The following is a 17,348-nucleotide window of genomic DNA, read 5'->3' on the forward strand; positions in this document are numbered from 1 at the left end:
AATATCAGTGCCATTACCTGCAACACTCATAGTGCTTATAGTGATATAATCGTTTTGACTAAAGTTTAAGACTTCGTTTCCAGGGTTTGTGCCTAAGGGAAGTCTTACGTGAGACCATAAATAAGCAACTTCTTCTATAACAGCAGAATTTGTAGCAAAAAAGAGATTAGTATCAATTGCAGAAGGATATGGATTACCTATTAAATTCCAATGAAACGATTGATAGTTAGCTGTATTATTCACAACAGGATAAGTAATATCACCCGTGTTATATGGACCGTTAAAAGTAAAATCATAAGCTGTATTAGGCATAAAAATAGCAGCATTATGTGTGGCTGCAAATCCTTGTCCTGGGGTCATAGGGAAACTTCCTGTTTCTCTAGTCCATGCATTAGCATCATCATCAATGCCATCACCATCTTCATCAATAAAATTATTTGCATTAAACCAGAATCGAAAACTTGGATTGGCTGGAAATAAGGCAGAATCAGTAGTTTCATTTTCAACCGGGGAACTCCAATAAGTATAATCGAACCAGTTGGCTAAGATAGCAGTTGTTTTAATCACATCAGAATTTCCTCCACTACTAGTAAACGTACCTGCATCACTACCATTACCACGTTGTACAAATGTACCTTGAGTTTCTGTAGTAATTCTTCCACCATTAACAATAACATTATTAATTATCTCAATGAAATTACCACCTTTAATAGCTAGAGTTCCAGAATTTATAGTTAGACTACACGCGGAAAAACTACCTCCATTAACTATGGTATCATAATCTCCATTAATAATAGCAGCTATAGAATTGTTTGGGCCTGTAATATTATCCCATGATGTACCATCCCAAGTTGCTGTTGTAAGGCATAGTTGGCAAGAAAAATTACATTGTGCTAGAGCCAGGGATTGATCTCCTGCTCCATCGGTAGTTGTCCAATTATTAATGTCAGATACAGCAGCTAATATTAACTTAGGGTCATTGGTAATAGTACAATTATAGGCACCATTATCATCATCACCACCAATATTAATTGAGTTTACTCCATTAACCAAACCAGTAGGGATTGCAGATTGTTGTTGACTTCCAGCAGTAACAGTCCAATCAGGGTTATTATAATTTAAAGCATATATAAAAGACGGATTTGAGTCTAAGCCTTGGTATACAATAATTTGATCTCCATTGCCTCTAAATTCGAAGTCATCAGTTTCAGTAAGTGTTCCTATATTAGGGATAATAGTTAAAGTACTGTCATTATCGGATTGAATAACGATCTGTGTGCCACATGTAACTGCTGTAGTAGCAGTCCATGTAAGTGTACCTTCTCTATCTGTATCTCCAACTCTAAAAGCGTTTGTGTCTAGCCAACCTCTATCTGTAAAATTAATTTGAGTACCTGCGGAAATATCAGTCAACAATAGAAAAGCAACTTGATCATCACCATCATTATTATAACCTGTAATAACAATATCACCTGGGTTAAGAATATCACAAGAAAAATTACATTGTGCTAGAGTTAAAGATTGATCTCCTGCTCCATCAGTAGTTGTCCAATTATTAATGTCAGATACAGCAGCTAATATTAACGCTGGGTCATTGGTAATAGTACAATTATAGGCACCATTATCATCATCACCACCAATATCAATAGAATTAATTCCGTCTGTTAACCCTGTAGGAATAGCTGATTCTTGCTGAGATCCTGCGGTTGCTGTCCATCCAGGAGCATTATAATTTAAAGCATATATAAAAGTTGGATTTGTATCTAAACCTTGATATACAATAATTTGATCTCCATTGCCTCTAAATTCAAAATCATCGGTTTCAGTAAGAGTTCCAATATTTGGAATAATGGCTAAAGTACCATCATCAGCTGATTGAATAGTAATTTGAGTGCCACAAGGGAGGTCAGTATCTGAAGTCCAAGTTAATGTACCTTCTCTTCCTGTATTACCTGCTCTAAACGCATTAGTATTTAACCAACCTCTATCTGTAAAGTTAATTACTGTACCCGTAGTAATATCTGTTAATAATACAAAAGCGATTTGATCATCACCGTCATTATTGTAGCCTGTGATTGCTATATCACCTGCAGAAAGTGTAGTTTGAGAAAAACTAATATTAAAAACTAATATTAGTAATATAAAAGAGCAATATTTTTTAATCATAGGGCATTAAAAAATGATATTGCGAAGATAGAAAAATATACGATTAATAAATGAAAATTCTTACTTCAAATACAATATAGTGTTCATATTAAGACATTTATTCTTATGTTATAGATTGTCTTTCGTAGTACGAGAAATGGCTTGCTCATTTTTCCAATCTATCCATTTTTGACCTCTAAGCCTTCGCATAATATTATCAAAACTGCGCATAATTAAGATGTTATATATAGCTTTACCTAAGTTTTTAGGATTGCGAGCAATAGCACGTAAACTCATAGAAAAGCCAGGAGTTATATAGCGCATGTAATGCCAATAACCTTCAGGCATATACAAGACTTCTCCATGATTAAGATCACATACCCAACCTTTAGCATTTTTAAGAGCAGGCCATTTTTTAAAATCAGGATTTGCAAAATTGATATCTTCTCTCGTAATTAAAGAATGTGGAATTTTATAAAGATGTTTATTCTGTTTCTGATCAAACAAAATGCATTGCTTTTTGCCTTCAAAATGAAAATGAAAAATATTAGCTAAATCAATGTCATAATGCATAAAAGTATGAGAGTCTTTACCTCCAAAAAAGAGCATAGGTAAACCTTTCATGAGTCGTAATCCAAAATCGGGAAATGTATAATCTTTTTGAAGTTGCGGCACTTCTTTTAAAATATTCCAAAGAAAAATACGATACTTAGTAGGCTCTCGTTTAAGCAAATCTACATATTCGCTCATTTTCATTTTAGCATGGGCTTCATTAAAACCATCTTTATAATCTACTGGTCTATCGTCATATAAAGGCACAGTTACATCACCAGCAATATCTTTCATGTAATCTAAATTCCACTTAGTGTATGCTGGCCAGTCTTCAATAAAACGTTCTATAACCACAGGTTTTTGTGGTTTAAAATAGTTTTTAATAAAATCTGATTTTGTAATCGTTTTTACACGAGGAATATCTTGGAGGTTTAATTGCAATATTGATTGATTTTAATAACTCAAAGTTAATAAAACGTTATCTAAAAATAAATAGTATAGAATGAAGTTTAACGAATTATTTTAAAACTTTAGCTTTTTGCTTTGCGTCTTCATTGCGTTCAATCTTATGCTCTGGCCTTGTCCATTTTGGTTTTTCGCCTAAAGATTGTAACTCAGAATCAACGGCCTCAACAGTCTGTGGCTGTGTTTTTTTAGTAAATGGTTTTTGAGGATTTAAACCTAATAATTTAAACATCTCCATATCCTCATTAACATCTGGATTTGGAGTTGTTAATAACTTGTCTCCTGCAAAAATTGAGTTAGCACCTGCAAAGAAGCACATGGCTTGTCCTTCGCGAGTCATTTGTGTTCTTCCTGCACTTAAACGCACTTGAGTTTCTGGTAATACAATACGCGTTGTAGCTACCATACGCACCATATCCCATATAGAAACTGGATGTTGATCTTCTAAAGGAGTACCTTCAACAGCAACTAAAGCATTAATAGGAGTAGATTCTGGTTGCGGATCTAGTGTAGATAATGCGACAAGCATACCAGCTCTATCTTCAATTTTTTCACCCATACCAATAATTCCTCCAGAACAAACGGTTACATTCGTTTTGCGAACATTATCGATAGTTTCTAAACGGTCTTCAAAACCACGTGTAGAAATCACTTCTTTATAGTATTCTTCAGACGAATCTAAATTATGATTGTAAGCATACAAACCAGCTTCAGCTAATCTTTGCGCCTGGTTTTCTGTAACCATACCTAAAGTACAGCAAACTTCCATATCGAGTTTATTAATGGTACGCACCATTTCTAAAACCTGATCGAATTCTGGACCATCTTTTACATTTCTCCAAGCGGCTCCCATACAAACTCTTGAACTTCCAGATGATTTTGCACGCAATGCTTGCGCTTTTACTTGTTGTACAGACATTAAATCATTCCCTTCAATATTGGTATGATAACGCGCTGCTTGTGGACAATATCCGCAATCTTCAGGACATCCACCAGTCTTTATAGATAACAACGTAGAGACCTGAACCGTATTTGGATCGTGATGTAAACGGTGTATTGTAGCTGCTTGATACAACAATTCCATTAACGGAGTATTGTATATGTCTAGAATTTGTTCTTTTGTCCAATCGTGCCTTACTGTACTCATAAAAATTCAAATCTTTGAAAAGCAAAAATAACTATAACCATTTAGATTCTCGCTCTGTGGCATCTAAAATATCAACATTTAATAGTGTAGCAATTTGTTTGGCTTTTTTAAAAGCATCATTTATATCGTAGGTATTATAGGCTTCAATTCTTTTATTTGTGTTATAGAACAAGTTTAGTTTTAAGACTTCATTAGTAACATTTGCTTCGGCAGATGTTTGTCTTATTGTGGTAGTTTCATTTGTTTTAAAAACGGAAACGTATTCTATTTCTGGAAGCTCTTGCCATTTCCCAATAGTAACTCCTAATATCGATTTTGTTTTCCTATATTTTCTATCTTTAAAATTGAATTCCGAACCTTCAATTAAAAGCATATAAATACCAATACCAATAACGGCAAAACCTATAAAGTCAGAGAATAATGAAATGATACCAACTACTAATGCTAGAACTCCAAGAACTAGTTTCCATATGGGAAGTTGTCTTTTAAATATAAATACATCCATGAAAATAAGATTCATTTAAGATTTATGACGCTTTATCCTGTAAAGTTTTTGACACCTTGTAGGTATTGCTTGTAAATTGTATAAACCTACAAGGTGTCAAAAACCTTGCAGGTTTATAAGGTGTTATTTATCTTCAGATTCTTCTACTTCAGCATCTTCAATAGTATCGTCTTTTTTGTCTTTCCCTTTTAAATACTCAGGTAAATCCATACCAGCCATATTAAACATTTCTTGTAAAGGTGGTACTGACTTGTACATGCCAGATAAGAAATTAGCAGTTGACGATTTTCCGTTTTCACCATTACCGCCATTATCCCAAACCGTCACTTTATCAATTTTAATATTTTTGATAGCATCAGCTTGTATTTTTACTAATTCAGGTAATTTGTCTGCAATTAATAATAATACGGCATCTCTACTACTATTTCCAGCAGCTTTTACGATTTCTTGTAAACCGGCAGCTTGTTTTGTTAAAACTTCAAATTGTCCTTGAGCTTCAGCCTGTGCTTTAAAGAGAATGGCATCTGCTTGTCCTTTGGCTATTCTTCTAATGTTTTCAGCTTCTGCTTCAGCATCAATTTCCACTTTACGTTTATCAATTTCAGCAGGAACAATAATATCAGCCATTTGAGAAGAACGTTCACGCTCAGCTCTTGCAACCTCTGCTAGTTGTTCAGCAGCATAAGACTCTTCTAATGCTTTTGCCGTTTGTACTTTCTCAGATGCTATTGCCACACGTTCTGCTTCCGCTTCACGTTGACGACGTAACGAGTCCGAATTAGCAACAGCAATCTTAGCGGTATTCTCTCCTTCTACAGCTTGTGCATTTGCAGCAGCAACTTGTGTTCTTTCATCTTGTACAGCGTTGGCTTCACCAATAGATCCGTCTCTAGTTTTCTCAGCAACCGATTTACGAGCGGCGTTAATTGCGTGTGCTGCAGCTTCTTTACCAAGTGCTTCAATATAGCCAGACTCATCAACGATATCTGTAATGTTTACGTTGATTAATTTTAATCCAACTTTCTTTAATTCAGTTTCTACACTTTGTGAGATATTAGTTAAGAATTTATCACGATCATTATTAATTTCTTCAATATCCATTGAGGCTACTACTAAACGCAGTTGACCAAAAATGATCTCTTGTGCTAATTCTTGAATTTCATTTTGTCCTAATCCTAATAAACGCTCTGCAGCATTTTGCATAATACCTGGCTCAGTAGAAATACCAATGGTAAAACGAGACGGCACATTAACACGAATGTTTTGTTTAGATAAGGCATTAACCAGATTCACTTCAATAGAGATTGGAGTTAAATCTAGAAATTCGTAATCTTGAATAACAGGAATAATAAATGCAGCTCCACCATGAATACACTTAGCAGATTGTCCGCCGCCAACTTTTCCATAAACGACCAGTATTCTATCTGATGGACAGCGTTTATAACGTTTAATTAAAATAATTAAAGTTAATACTACAAATAATACGACAAATATTAATAGCATAGGACCGCCTATGCTTTCCATGTTAAAGTTCTCTTGTATGCTCAGTAATTTCATATAGTATATTTTAATGGTTAGTATTGAGTTATTTTAAGTTTAATCATTGCTTAATAAATGGTTCTCACCTGTCTGCAACTTTTCATTTTCTATGTTAGAGACTTCTATAGGTTTCCGTGTGCGATCAACAACAAGTATTCCGTTAGAAGTGACATCGAGGACTTTTATAATAGTTCCAGATTTTAATTCTGTTAATGAATCTGTCAGTGCATCTAACTCTCGCATAGTGCCTTGCACACTAACGTTTACTTTACCCATTTTAGAACGATCTGCGCCAATGGTTAAATAAACTTCGCCAATAGCATCGATTGCATTTTTATACTTTAATGTTCCGCTATCCGTGAGTTTGCTAATAAAATAGAATAGCGCAGCCATGATCATCATCATTAATAATCCAGAAATAACTGAAATAATTATGATTAGTGGAGTTGAAAGGCCAGCATCAATGCACGCGATTCCACTCCAGCCAAAGATGGTGAAAAAGCCCACCAAGTTTTTAAAGGAGATGAATTGAAATCCAGCACTTGCATCCATATCAGAGTCCATATCTTCAATGCCATCACCGTCTCCGCCTGCAAATGCCATTAGCATTACTACCGAAAAAGTCAAAGAACCAATAATAGCAACTAGCCAATATATCTTAGGTAAAAATTCTAAATTTGAAAACCATTCAGTCATAATGTTAAGATTTAAAATGCGTTAATAAATATACGACCATTATAAGACTGCGCAATCTTATTTTGAAAGTAAAATAGTCACTGCATTACCACCAAAGCCGACGGCATTAATCATAATTTTTGAAATCTTTTTTGGATGCGATTGCTCCAAGTAAGGAATGTCAATAAATGTTTGATGGTTAAGCATAAGTACGGCCATTTCTATACTTAATAATCCGGAAGCTCCTAGACTGTGACCTACTTTCAATTTATTAGTAGTCAAAGCAGGAATTTTGTTACAAAAAATCTGTTTTATTGCATTGTATTCTGCTAAATCTCCTTTTACAGTTCCGGGTGTGTGAGTAACAATAATATCAATGTCGTCAGGCTTTAATTTACCCAAAGCCATTGTCATTGAACGTTGAAAACAATCGGCATTTGTAGATAAAGAGGCGTTATGCTCTAAAGGTTCTGTGCCATAACCAATGCCTTCAATAAAAGCTAATGCATGCTCTTTTTTGCCTAATTCTAAGCAAGCCATTGCAGCAGCTTCACTAAGAATCATGGTGTTTTTAGTTTTATTAAAATCTAAAGCTTTGCAAGGATAAGATTCTTCACTTTGTTCTGAATGACAATAAATTTTAAGCGCTTTCATTTGAGCTATAGTAAATGGCGTTAATGGAGCTTCGCTTCCTCCTACTAAAAACTTATCAGATAAACCAGATTGTAACCAAGCCACTCCATTTAGCATAGAATGCAGTGCTGTAGAACAGGTAATGGAATGTGAAATCTCTGGACCTTTAGTCTGTAAATCGTGCGCAATCCATGAAGAGATATTCCCTAAAGTTGTTGTTGGTGAGCTTAAAGGTTTAGCCTTATTCTTATCTAAAAAATCTTTAAAATACGTTTCAAATAAACCTGTAGCTCCACGAGACGAGCCTACATTTATTCCAAAATTATCTTCTGCTTGCCAACCGGCTTGTTGTACTGCTTTTCGAGCAGCATATATTCCGTATAATACTGAATCATCTAATTGCTTATATTTAGAATTAGAATTGCGAAGTTTAGCAATATCTTGTTTTGCTTCTTCAGAAAGTTGTGCTACTAAATCTCCATTTATTTCAGAAAAAAAATGACGGTTAGATCTATAATTTCTCCAAATAGATTCTGATTGAAAACCTAAAGGAGAAATAGAAGAAATGGCAGTTATGGAAATGGGTTGATTCAATATAAATATATTAAAAAGCAAAAGTAAGATTTAAACACAAGTCTAAAAACGAACCTATACAATTTATTATCTTTTTGTAACATATTCGTGTTTTAGATTACTTACATTGAGATATCAATTACAATATTATGGAAGAACAAAGACAAAAAAGTTGGTTTGCAAAAAATTGGGGATGGGTTTTAGGTGGAGGTTGTTTAACGTTAATAGTAGTTGTAGTTGTGGTTGTCGGTGGAATAATTTATAAAGTAACTGATACGATAAAAGAGTCAGAGCCTTTTACGCATGCTTATGCCGAAGCCATAGAAGATGAAAGAGTTATTGAATATTTAGGGACTCCGATTGAGACGAATGGTATAGGAAACACAAGTTATAATTATTCTAACGGATCTACCACGGCAGAATTAACAATACCAATAAAAGGCCCTAAAGACGAAGGTAATATTGTGGTTAGTGCTGAAAAAATAAGTAATGAATGGGCTTACAAATTACTTTATGTAAAAATAGATGGGGAAATAGAAACGATTAATCTATTAGAAACAAACAAGGAAGAAGCATTAGACGATTTCTAACGCCGCTTCAATTGTAGCATACACTTTTTCTAATTGTGCGTTTGTAATAACATAAGGCACTTGTATATAAATAGTATTACCAAGTGGTCTTAAAAACACACCACGATCCATAAAGAATTTTAAAAGCTGATCTCTTAAACTTCCGTACCGTTGCATATTGGTATCTAGATCTAAAGCAAAAATAACTCCTAATTGTCGTGTAGATTTTACTTTAGGATGATTCTTAATTCGTATATTAAACACAGTATGTGATTCTGTAATTCGCTGAATATTATCTTGTGTCTCTTTAGAGGTTAAAAGCTCAATACTAGCAATTGCGGCAACACAAGCAATGGGATTACCTGAATACGTATGGCAATGAAAAAAGCCTTTAGCTATATCATTACTTAAAAACGCATCGTAAATATTTTGCGAACAAGAAGTAATTGCCATAGGAACTAAACCAGCGGTTAAGGCTTTACTTAAACAAATAATATCGGGTTTAGTATCTATATAATCTGAAGCAAAATGACGCCCTGTTTTTCCAAAACCAGTCATGACTTCGTCAGCAATAGTTAAGATGCTATTGGCTTTGCAAAATTTAAGAACTTCATTTAATCCATTAGCATCATGGATTTTCATTCCGGCAGCACCTTGTACTAAAGGTTCATAAATAAATCCTGCAACTTTACACTCTTCAGAAATCGACTTTAGTTTGCTTAAAATAACATCATGATTAGATCCATCAGGAACAGGAATCCGCTTTACTTCAATTAAAAGATCTTCAAATGGGCCATTGTAAACAGATAAGCCAGAGACTCCCATTGCGCCAAAAGTATCTCCGTGAAAACCATTTTCAAAAGCAATAAATGTAGAACGTTTTTCATCGTTGTTAAAATAGTATTGCAACGCCATTTTAATTGCAGCTTCGACAGCAGTAGAGCCATTGTCATTAAAGAAAATTTTAGCTTGACCTTCAGGTAAAATAGCAATTAATTTTTCAGATAATTCAATAGCTGGTTGATGCGTGAAATCGCTAAACATCACCTGGTCTAATTGCTGCATTTGTTTATAGACTTTATTAATGATATAATCATTACAATGCCCAAACATACAGGTATACCATGAAGCAATGGCGTCGATATATTCATTGCCATTTTCATCAGTTAATAGACAACCTTTGGCTTTTACAATAGCTAAACTATCAGGGTTGAGCTGATGCTGTTTTAATGGATGCCAAAGGTGTTTTTTATCGCGTTCTTGTAATGTCATATTTTCTGTCATTTCTGCCTCTCGACTTCGCTCGAGATAAACTACAGCAGGAATTTTTTAAGTATTACTTATAATCTTTTCCTTCAAGGTCTTTTTTTGACCTTGTAGGTATGGTCTATTTTCTTTTATATACCTACAAGGTTTTTAAAACCTTGCAGGATTTACCTTCTTCATGAGATTCCTGCGAAGGCAGGAATGACAATCTTTCAATTCAAATTTTCTTTAAAAACTCTCGCATATTCCTTAATCACATTTTTATCAAAATAGGGCTCGTCATTTATTCTGCCAATAACTTCAACTCCAGTCATTTTTTTAATAATAGATTCTGTAGACTTATGTTCGTCACCACTGTAAATTAGAGCGATATCAAATCCTTTGTCTTTTAATGTGTTAATTGTTAAAAGTGTATGATTAATACTTCCTAAATAATGCCGAGAAATGACTATAACTTTATCTTTTGGTTGTATAAGATCTAAAATAGTTTCAGAATTATTTAGTGGCACCATCAATCCGCCAGCTCCTTCGACGATCAGATTGTTTTTGGTTTTTGGGCGCTTAAGTTGTTTTAAGTCTATGGTTAATCCATCAATTTCGGCTGCACCATGAGGACTCATAGGCGTTTTTAAAGCATAACTATTAGGATGAAAAATAGAAGCAGTATTTGAAATGAGGCGTTTAACCTTATGCGTATCGCTATTGTCTAATTCGCCAGCTTGAACAGGCTTCCAATAATCGGCTTTAAGCGCTTCTACTAAAATAGCTGAAGCTATTGTTTTTCCTACATCTGTTGAAATTCCAGTAACGAAATAGGTGTTCATTTAAAAACAGTTTTACAATCATTACAGATGTGTTTACTTTTTTCAAAAAAAGGAAACAACATATATAGTATATTTTTTTGATTTGGAGGCGCCATTAAAATATGAGTTGAATTGCATTTTGGACAATGAATATCATTACCGTTTTCATCTTTACGATAGCTCCTTATCCTATTATATATTTCAGTGGCTTTCTTTAGATCATCATTATGAACAAATAACTTAACACCACCAATAGCTTGACTTAGTAAAGGATCAGCATCAATAGTTTTTTCGTCTGCTAAAAATGTTCTGATATCTTCAGACTCTAATTTAGATTTTATAACCTGTGCTTCTGTTGAGTATTCAAAAACAGCGAGTTTAGAAAAACTATCTTTCATCTATAAATTAAATTTTGTGCTACACAAAGGTAGCTAACAAGCTTAAGACTTCCGAAATTTCTTTTTCAGAATTATAACTGTGTAAGCAAAACCGTAACCGCTCATCTCCAATAGATACTGTTGGTGATAAAATAGGCTTTACATTAAATCCTTTATTTTGAAGTTGATGTGCTATAGATTTTACTTCAGTATTACCCGAAATAATACAACAATGGATGGCAGAATTACTTGTTATAAATTTAGCTTGAAGCTGAAGTCTTTTTACTTCGGCATTGAAAAATGCAATATTACTATGAAGTTTACTTACTTCTTTTAAAGAATCAGAAACCAATTTATTATAAGCCATCTGTATGGTTGCTACAGAATGTGGCGGAAGTGCAGTTGTGTAGATTAATGACCTAGAAAAATTAATCAGATAATCTTTTAAATCTTGAGAGCCTAATATAGCAGCACCATGGCAACCTAACGCTTTACCAAAAGTTACAATTCTAGCAAAAACTTCATTCTCTAGTTGCATTTGTTGTACTAATCCATAATCAAAGATGCCAAGAGCATGGGCTTCATCTATAATGAGGTTTGCACTATAATCTTTGCATAATTTTGATAGCTCTTCTAAACCTGGAGAATCACCATCCATAGAAAACACAGATTCAGTGACAATATAGATTTCTATATTGTCATGCTGAACTCGTTTCAGCATCTCTTTCAAGTTGCTTAAGTCATTATGCTTAAACTTATATGATTTTGCATGACTAAGTAATATGCCATCACGTATAGAGGCATGCGAAAATTCATCGTATAAAATAATATCTCCGCGTTGAGGTACAGATGAAAAAAAACCAATATTAGCATCGTAACCCGAATTAAAAACCAAAGCGCTTTCGCAATGATGCGTCTTGCTAAGTGTCGTTTCTAATTGCTCATGTAATTGATGATTACCAGATAAAAGACGAGAACCTGTAGCGCCATTTTGAGTGTTATTCTGAGATTTTAGCTGGTTATAAGTAGCATTAAAAATAGTTTCAGATTTAGAAAACCCTAAATAATCGTTAGATGAAAAGTCGATTAGAGTATCAGACGTACTTAACTGCCTAAAAGCATTGTTAACTTTACGATCTTCTAATTTTTTATGGAGCTTTTTTGGTAGCATCAATCTATGTAAACGATTTCACCTGTTAATCTATATTCATCTTTATCTATCCATTTATGATAGCCCTTTTGTCTTGCGTCTAACAAATCAATTTTTAATTTTTCAGCAAAGAAAAAAGCTTTTTCGATAACTTCATCAAAGTTATCAAAAACAAACAAATTGATGATTTCATTTTTGTTATGCCATAAATTTACTTCATAACCATTCTCCGTTTTAAAAACTGATATATATTCTAGTTCTTTTAAATCTTTCCATCTTTTTCGAAATGTAAAAGGGCCGATACTCATTTCGTGTTTAATTTTAAGATAACTAAAATTTAGATGTATTGCTTTTGTAGTTAAACCAGGCATTATCATATATTTAAATACAAAAAAGCCTAGAATAATAAGATAAAGAATAGTTGATGATTTATCTTCATTTTCAGTGAAGAAATAATAACAAAGCGCAAAGTAAACGGTTAATATAAATGCAATGAGTATGCTTATTCCAATTGTAGTTTTGGGCTCTCTTATGGTAAATTCTTTTTCAATCATCTTAACAAAGATACCTATTATTGAATTGAAATCTCGATAATAGAAATAACCTTTTTAATAAAAAATTATTGTTTTTCGATAATTTTATTATATATTTGTTATCGTTAAACAATAATTATTAGATCACAATCATGAAAACGACAGTAAATTTAAAAAAGCAATTTAACTATGTGTTAGCAGTTTTTTTAGCATTGAATATATGCTCAAAATTAATGGCTCAAGAAAAAAAAGCAGTAGATCTAAAAGATTTTAAAATAATTATTGAACATACTGAAGATGGGATTAAAATGCAAGGTGTGGAAGGCAGTGCATGGATATATTTATCATTTGACCTTAATAATGATCGTTCCCAAGCTGTTGATGAATATGGAGCAATAATATTAGAAGAAGCATCTTCTGTGAAAGATAAAAATCTTGCCGATTTTTTGTTTACTGTAACTAGGACAGAAGATGGACTTAAGCTGAAAGGTTTAGAAGGTACTGCTTGGACAGACCTTAGTTTTTCTCTTGGTAAAAACCATAAGCAAGCCATTGATCAAAATGGAATGACTTCACTAAATTAAAATAATCATCTTTTATCGCCATGAAAACCATCAAGCTTTTAAAAATCTTAATCACTATCATTTTTTGGGGAATGATAGTTTTACTCGGATTAGGGATTATATGCTTTATATTACTACTATTTTTTGAGGATTTATTTCCACCATTTTTACAAGGTTTCAATATGCTTTTTAATGATAGATTTCCTTGGCAAGTATGGATTGGTCCAATTGCATCAGTTATAGCTTTTGTACTTTTTATACTAGCAATTAATTATTTAAGAAAGTGCATTGCTCCAATACAAGAACAACGTTTTTATTCTGAAGAGGTGATTTCTAATTTAAAAAAATCGGGACGTTTATTCATCATTATTGCTTTGGGTACAAGCTTCATAAGAATAGTAGGCGTGTTTATGATTAAAAATTTAACCAATAGGTTGGCATATGGAGGAAATTTAGGAGGTCAGATTGGTGTTACTAATTTAATGCAGACAACGGATTCTAGTGTTTGGAGTTATTTGGGCGCTATATTATCTGCTATTGGAGGAACCAATTTCTTTCTATTAATTATAGGCCTCTTTTTATTAGTGTTTAGCAGTGTTTTTAAAGAAGGGCAATTGCTTAAAGAAGAAAACGATTTAACGATATAATTGAAATGAATAAAAGAAATCTAAAATATCAGCAAATCATAGTGCTTTTATTTATAGCAGGAATACTTTATTATGGCTGGTTATATTACCATCCTTGGATAACAGCACTTATTAAAGGAAGTTTTATAGATAAAGATTTTAATGAGATGAGTTATAATATTATAAAAAGTGAATCAGGATTTTATATGCGATTCTTTTGGCAAACGCTTCGTTTTCTGTCACTGTCATTGTTATTGGTAGGGATGTTTAAATATTTTAATCTGATTCAAGAATTCGAAAAAAAATGCTTATTTACAGAAATGAATTATAAAGCATTAATGAAGTGTGGGAATTTATTTATGATGTATAGCGCAATCATATTCATGATTAGGTTATTTGATCCAGGTAAAAATATAATCGGTTTCGGTCTAACTGTTTTTATAGGTTCTACATTATTAACATTTGGAGAAGTGTTTAAACGCGCGTATCTCAATAAAAAAGAAAACGATTTAACAATATAAAAGTATGATTATGAAAATGTTTGGTAATAAATCTATAGCATCAATACTATATAGGGTGTTCTTAACTATGTCAATACTTTTAATGCTCGTTACTATTTACAGGGTAACAAATATGCTTGTCGGAGAAGATTTACAGTATTCTGAAGATGGAAAATATATAGTACAAAAGTTTAGTGATGGTTTAGTTTATACAGAGCCAGATAACTATAACGAATTAAGAAAAAGAGGATTATTTAATATAGGTTATTTGAGTTTATACCTTTTTATAGTTTCGTTAATATTCAAAAGCGTAAGTGCAGAAAGTGTTTTTTCAAGGAAAGTCATTACCATATTACGAATATTTGCAATAGTTAATTTTGTACCATTTTTATATGCTTTAATCTATAATATTACCACTTGGAGAGAAAGCTGGTTTTTTGAAGATGTATTGTATAGTAATTTGGCTTTTGTTTTAGCTGGTCTTTCCACATTGATTATAACAGCAGTATTTAAAAAAGGTTTAAAAGTGCAACGAGAAAACGACCTAACCATCTAAGCTATGTCAATAATCGTAAATTTAGATGTGATGCTTGCCAAACGTAAAATGAAAAGCAAAGATTTGGCAGAGATTATTGGTATTACTACGGCTAATCTATCTATCTTAAAATCCGGGAAAGCCAAAGCCATTCGGTTTTCTACCTTAGAAGCCATTTGTAAAGCACTCGATTGTCAACCTAGTGATATTTTAGAATATATAGACGATGAGTAATTATCATCTTTCAGTTTAAGTGTTTTCTGTCGTATCGAGCGCAGTCGAGATAAAAAAAATACTTCGAGAACATTTTTTTGATATAACTTCACAACAGACTAATACCCTAAAAATACTATCTTAGTTGCTCAAAAATTCAAGATCATGCAACGTGTACTTTTACTATTAGTATTTTTAAGCTTATTTCAATGCAAACAAAGTGAAACATCAGAAGCCTTACCTTCTATAGACGGAAAATCAACCTATACGATTTCTTTTGAAAATGCGGTACATCACGAAGCTTTAGTTAATGCTACATTTTCAGGAATCCCAACAGGTGAGTTTGAATTCAGAATGAGTCGTACTTCACCAGGACGTTATGCCTTGCATGAGTTTATGAAAAACGTATACGATGTAAAAGTAACTGATGACGCAGGAAATGCCTTAGAAACATCTCGCCCAGACCCATATTCTTGGATTGTAAACGGTCACAATGGTACAGTAAACGTCAGCTATATTTTATATGCCAATCGTGGTGATGGCACCTATGCACAAGTCGATGAAACGCACGCACACCTCAATATTCCAGCAACGTTTATGTATGCCCCCGTTTTGGCTAATAACGAAATAGAAGTCACCTTTAATGTACGTAAAGATTTCAATTGGAAAGTCGCCACACAATTAAAACACCTCGAAGGCAACACCTATTACGCTAGAGATTTACAATATTTTATGGATAGCCCAACTGAGGTTAGTAATCATAGTGTACGCTCGTTTGATGTAGGCGACCAAAAAGTGAATTTCGCATTGCATCATAACGGTATAGAAGCCGAATTTGATGCCTATTTTGAAAGCGTTAAAAAAGTAGTATTACAACAAGAAGCCGTATTTGGTGAGCTGCCAAAATACGATTATGGCGAATACACCTTTTTAGGCTGTTATATCCCAAATGCTTCGGGCGATGGTATGGAACATCGTAATTCTACCATTGTAACCAGTACACGCAGTTTGGCTAATGGCGGACTTTCGGGAAATTTAGGAACCGTATCGCACGAGTTTTTCCACTGTTGGAATGTCGAGCGTATCCGTCCGCAAAGTTTAGACCCTTTCGATTTTGAAGAAGCCAATATGAGTGGCGAACTCTGGTTTGCCGAAGGCTTTACCAGTTACTATACCAATTTAATGATTACCCGTGCAGGTTTAATGACGCCTGAGCGTTATGTACGCGGATTAACAGGTGGATTCAATTACGTGTGGAATTCCCCAGGGCGACAATTTTTCAACCCTATCGAAATGAGCTACCAAGCCCCATTTGTAGATGCGGCACGTTCGGTAGACGATATTAACCGTAACAACACCTTTATTTCTTATTATACTTACGGAAGTGTTTTAGGACTAGCTTTAGATTTATCATTGCGTGAGCAAAATTTAAACCTTGATGATTATATGAAATTGGTTTGGAACACCTACGGAAAAGTTGAAGATTATTACACCGTTAAAGATTTACACACTACCTTAAACGCATATGCAGGAGCAGAGTTTGGTGATGCTTTTTTCAATAACTACATCTATAAAAGCGGAATGCCAGATTACGAGCGTTTGTTTAAAACCGTGGGTATAAATGTAACCAAAAATGACAATCGTGTTTCTTTTGGTGGGTTTATAAGAAATCAGGTGATTACTGCTAACGTAACAATGGGTTCATCAGCGTATAACGCAGGTTTAGAAAAAGGCGATAAATTGCTTAAAGTAGGAAAAACAACACTTACAGAAACCAAATCACTTAACGATGCCATTAGCCAATACAAACCTAACGATACAGTAACGGTAACGTACGAGCGTTTAGGTGAGGTGAGAACAACGCAATTAACCTTTCAAAAAGACCCATCGTATAGTATTGCGCTGTCTGATGCAGAGAATGCAGAAGCTAAAACCAATCGCGAGGCTTGGTTAGGTGCTAAGTAATGCACTTCCTGAAA

The 17,348-nt window shown here is 33.6% G+C and carries 19 protein-coding genes; 7 read left to right on the forward strand and 12 right to left on the reverse strand.

Annotated features, from left to right (window positions below; all coding sequences use genetic code 11):
• The 7 genes from K8Z87_RS11750 to K8Z87_RS11780 all read right to left on the reverse strand — a co-directional run.
• Positions 1 to 2,166: hypothetical protein (locus K8Z87_RS11750; protein WP_227477762.1), on the reverse strand; the 2,166-nt coding region annotated here is incomplete at its 3' end.
• 108 nt (positions 2,167 to 2,274) lie between these two features.
• A complete protein-coding gene (locus K8Z87_RS11755) occupies positions 2,275 to 3,138 on the reverse strand; it encodes a cupin-like domain-containing protein (RefSeq protein WP_227477763.1) in 864 nt (287 codons plus the stop codon).
• A 76-nt stretch (positions 3,139 to 3,214) separates the two neighbouring features.
• The gene (bioB, locus tag K8Z87_RS11760) at positions 3,215 to 4,309 is read right to left on the reverse strand and encodes a biotin synthase BioB (protein ID WP_227477764.1); all 1,095 of its coding nucleotides are present in this window, start codon (positions 4,307 to 4,309) and stop codon (positions 3,215 to 3,217) included.
• A gap of 31 nt (positions 4,310 to 4,340) precedes the next feature.
• Positions 4,341 to 4,829, reverse strand: a complete 489-nt coding sequence (locus K8Z87_RS11765; protein WP_227477765.1) for a hypothetical protein — start codon at positions 4,827 to 4,829, stop codon at positions 4,341 to 4,343.
• 108 nt (positions 4,830 to 4,937) lie between these two features.
• Positions 4,938 to 6,371, reverse strand: a complete 1,434-nt coding sequence (locus K8Z87_RS11770; protein WP_227477766.1) for a flotillin family protein — start codon at positions 6,369 to 6,371, stop codon at positions 4,938 to 4,940.
• A 39-nt stretch (positions 6,372 to 6,410) separates the two neighbouring features.
• Positions 6,411 to 7,049, reverse strand: coding sequence for a hypothetical protein (locus K8Z87_RS11775; protein ID WP_227477767.1), 639 nt, complete (start codon positions 7,047 to 7,049; stop codon positions 6,411 to 6,413).
• 57 nt (positions 7,050 to 7,106) lie between these two features.
• Positions 7,107 to 8,255, reverse strand: coding sequence for a beta-ketoacyl synthase N-terminal-like domain-containing protein (locus K8Z87_RS11780; RefSeq protein ID WP_227477768.1), 1,149 nt, complete (start codon positions 8,253 to 8,255; stop codon positions 7,107 to 7,109).
• 128 nt (positions 8,256 to 8,383) lie between these two features.
• Between K8Z87_RS11780 and K8Z87_RS11785 the strand changes: the two genes are divergently transcribed.
• Positions 8,384 to 8,824 carry a cytochrome c oxidase assembly factor Coa1 family protein gene (locus K8Z87_RS11785; RefSeq protein WP_227477769.1) on the forward strand — a complete coding sequence of 147 codons (441 nt, stop codon included), beginning with the start codon at positions 8,384 to 8,386 and terminating at the stop codon, positions 8,822 to 8,824.
• Here K8Z87_RS11785 and bioA read toward each other — a convergent pair.
• The 5 genes from bioA to K8Z87_RS11810 all read right to left on the reverse strand — a co-directional run bounded on the left by bioA (position 8,810) and on the right by K8Z87_RS11810 (position 12,953).
• On the reverse strand, positions 8,810 to 10,075 hold the full coding sequence (gene bioA / locus K8Z87_RS11790) for an adenosylmethionine--8-amino-7-oxononanoate transaminase (RefSeq protein ID WP_227477770.1): 1,266 nt from the start codon (positions 10,073 to 10,075) through the stop codon (positions 8,810 to 8,812). The genes K8Z87_RS11785 and bioA overlap by 15 nt on opposite strands.
• A 206-nt stretch (positions 10,076 to 10,281) precedes the next feature.
• Positions 10,282 to 10,893, reverse strand: coding sequence for a dethiobiotin synthase (bioD, locus tag K8Z87_RS11795; RefSeq protein ID WP_227477771.1), 612 nt, complete (start codon positions 10,891 to 10,893; stop codon positions 10,282 to 10,284).
• Positions 10,890 to 11,270: a putative signal transducing protein gene (locus K8Z87_RS11800; protein ID WP_227477772.1), complete on the reverse strand. Its 381-nt coding sequence runs from the start codon at positions 11,268 to 11,270 to the stop codon at positions 10,890 to 10,892. The genes bioD and K8Z87_RS11800 overlap by 4 nt, the downstream gene beginning before the upstream one ends.
• Positions 11,271 to 11,289: 19 nt before the next feature.
• A complete protein-coding gene (locus K8Z87_RS11805; RefSeq protein WP_227477773.1) occupies positions 11,290 to 12,420 on the reverse strand; it encodes an aminotransferase class I/II-fold pyridoxal phosphate-dependent enzyme in 1,131 nt (376 codons plus the stop codon).
• On the reverse strand, positions 12,420 to 12,953 hold the full coding sequence (locus K8Z87_RS11810; protein WP_227477774.1) for a hypothetical protein: 534 nt from the start codon (positions 12,951 to 12,953) through the stop codon (positions 12,420 to 12,422). Before K8Z87_RS11810 ends, K8Z87_RS11805 begins: the two co-directional genes overlap by 1 nt.
• Before the next feature lie 131 nt (positions 12,954 to 13,084).
• Here K8Z87_RS11810 and K8Z87_RS11815 point away from each other — a divergent pair, with 131 nt between their 5' ends.
• The 6 genes from K8Z87_RS11815 to K8Z87_RS11840 all read left to right on the forward strand — a co-directional run bounded on the left by K8Z87_RS11815 (position 13,085) and on the right by K8Z87_RS11840 (position 17,334).
• Entirely contained in the window at positions 13,085 to 13,516 is a 432-nt protein-coding gene (locus K8Z87_RS11815) for a hypothetical protein (RefSeq protein ID WP_227477775.1), read from the forward strand.
• Positions 13,517 to 13,587: 71 nt separating this feature from the next.
• The gene (locus tag K8Z87_RS11820; RefSeq protein WP_227477776.1) at positions 13,588 to 14,142 is read left to right on the forward strand and encodes a DUF2975 domain-containing protein; all 555 of its coding nucleotides are present in this window, start codon (positions 13,588 to 13,590) and stop codon (positions 14,140 to 14,142) included.
• A gap of 5 nt (positions 14,143 to 14,147) precedes the next feature.
• Positions 14,148 to 14,642 carry a DUF2975 domain-containing protein gene (locus K8Z87_RS11825; protein WP_227477777.1) on the forward strand — a complete coding sequence of 165 codons (495 nt, stop codon included), beginning with the start codon at positions 14,148 to 14,150 and terminating at the stop codon, positions 14,640 to 14,642.
• A gap of 10 nt (positions 14,643 to 14,652) precedes the next feature.
• Complete coding sequence (locus K8Z87_RS11830) at positions 14,653 to 15,177, forward strand: DUF2975 domain-containing protein (protein WP_227477778.1); 525 nt, start codon at positions 14,653 to 14,655, stop codon at positions 15,175 to 15,177.
• A gap of 3 nt (positions 15,178 to 15,180) precedes the next feature.
• Positions 15,181 to 15,390, forward strand: a complete 210-nt coding sequence (locus K8Z87_RS11835) for a helix-turn-helix domain-containing protein (RefSeq protein ID WP_227477779.1) — start codon at positions 15,181 to 15,183, stop codon at positions 15,388 to 15,390.
• Between the two features lie 144 nt (positions 15,391 to 15,534).
• Complete coding sequence (locus K8Z87_RS11840; RefSeq protein WP_227477780.1) at positions 15,535 to 17,334, forward strand: M61 family metallopeptidase; 1,800 nt, start codon at positions 15,535 to 15,537, stop codon at positions 17,332 to 17,334.
• Positions 17,335 to 17,348: the final 14 nt, after the last annotated feature.

It is taken from the genome of Winogradskyella immobilis, assembly GCF_021887715.1.
Taxonomy (GTDB): Bacteria; Bacteroidota; Bacteroidia; order Flavobacteriales; family Flavobacteriaceae; genus Winogradskyella; species Winogradskyella immobilis.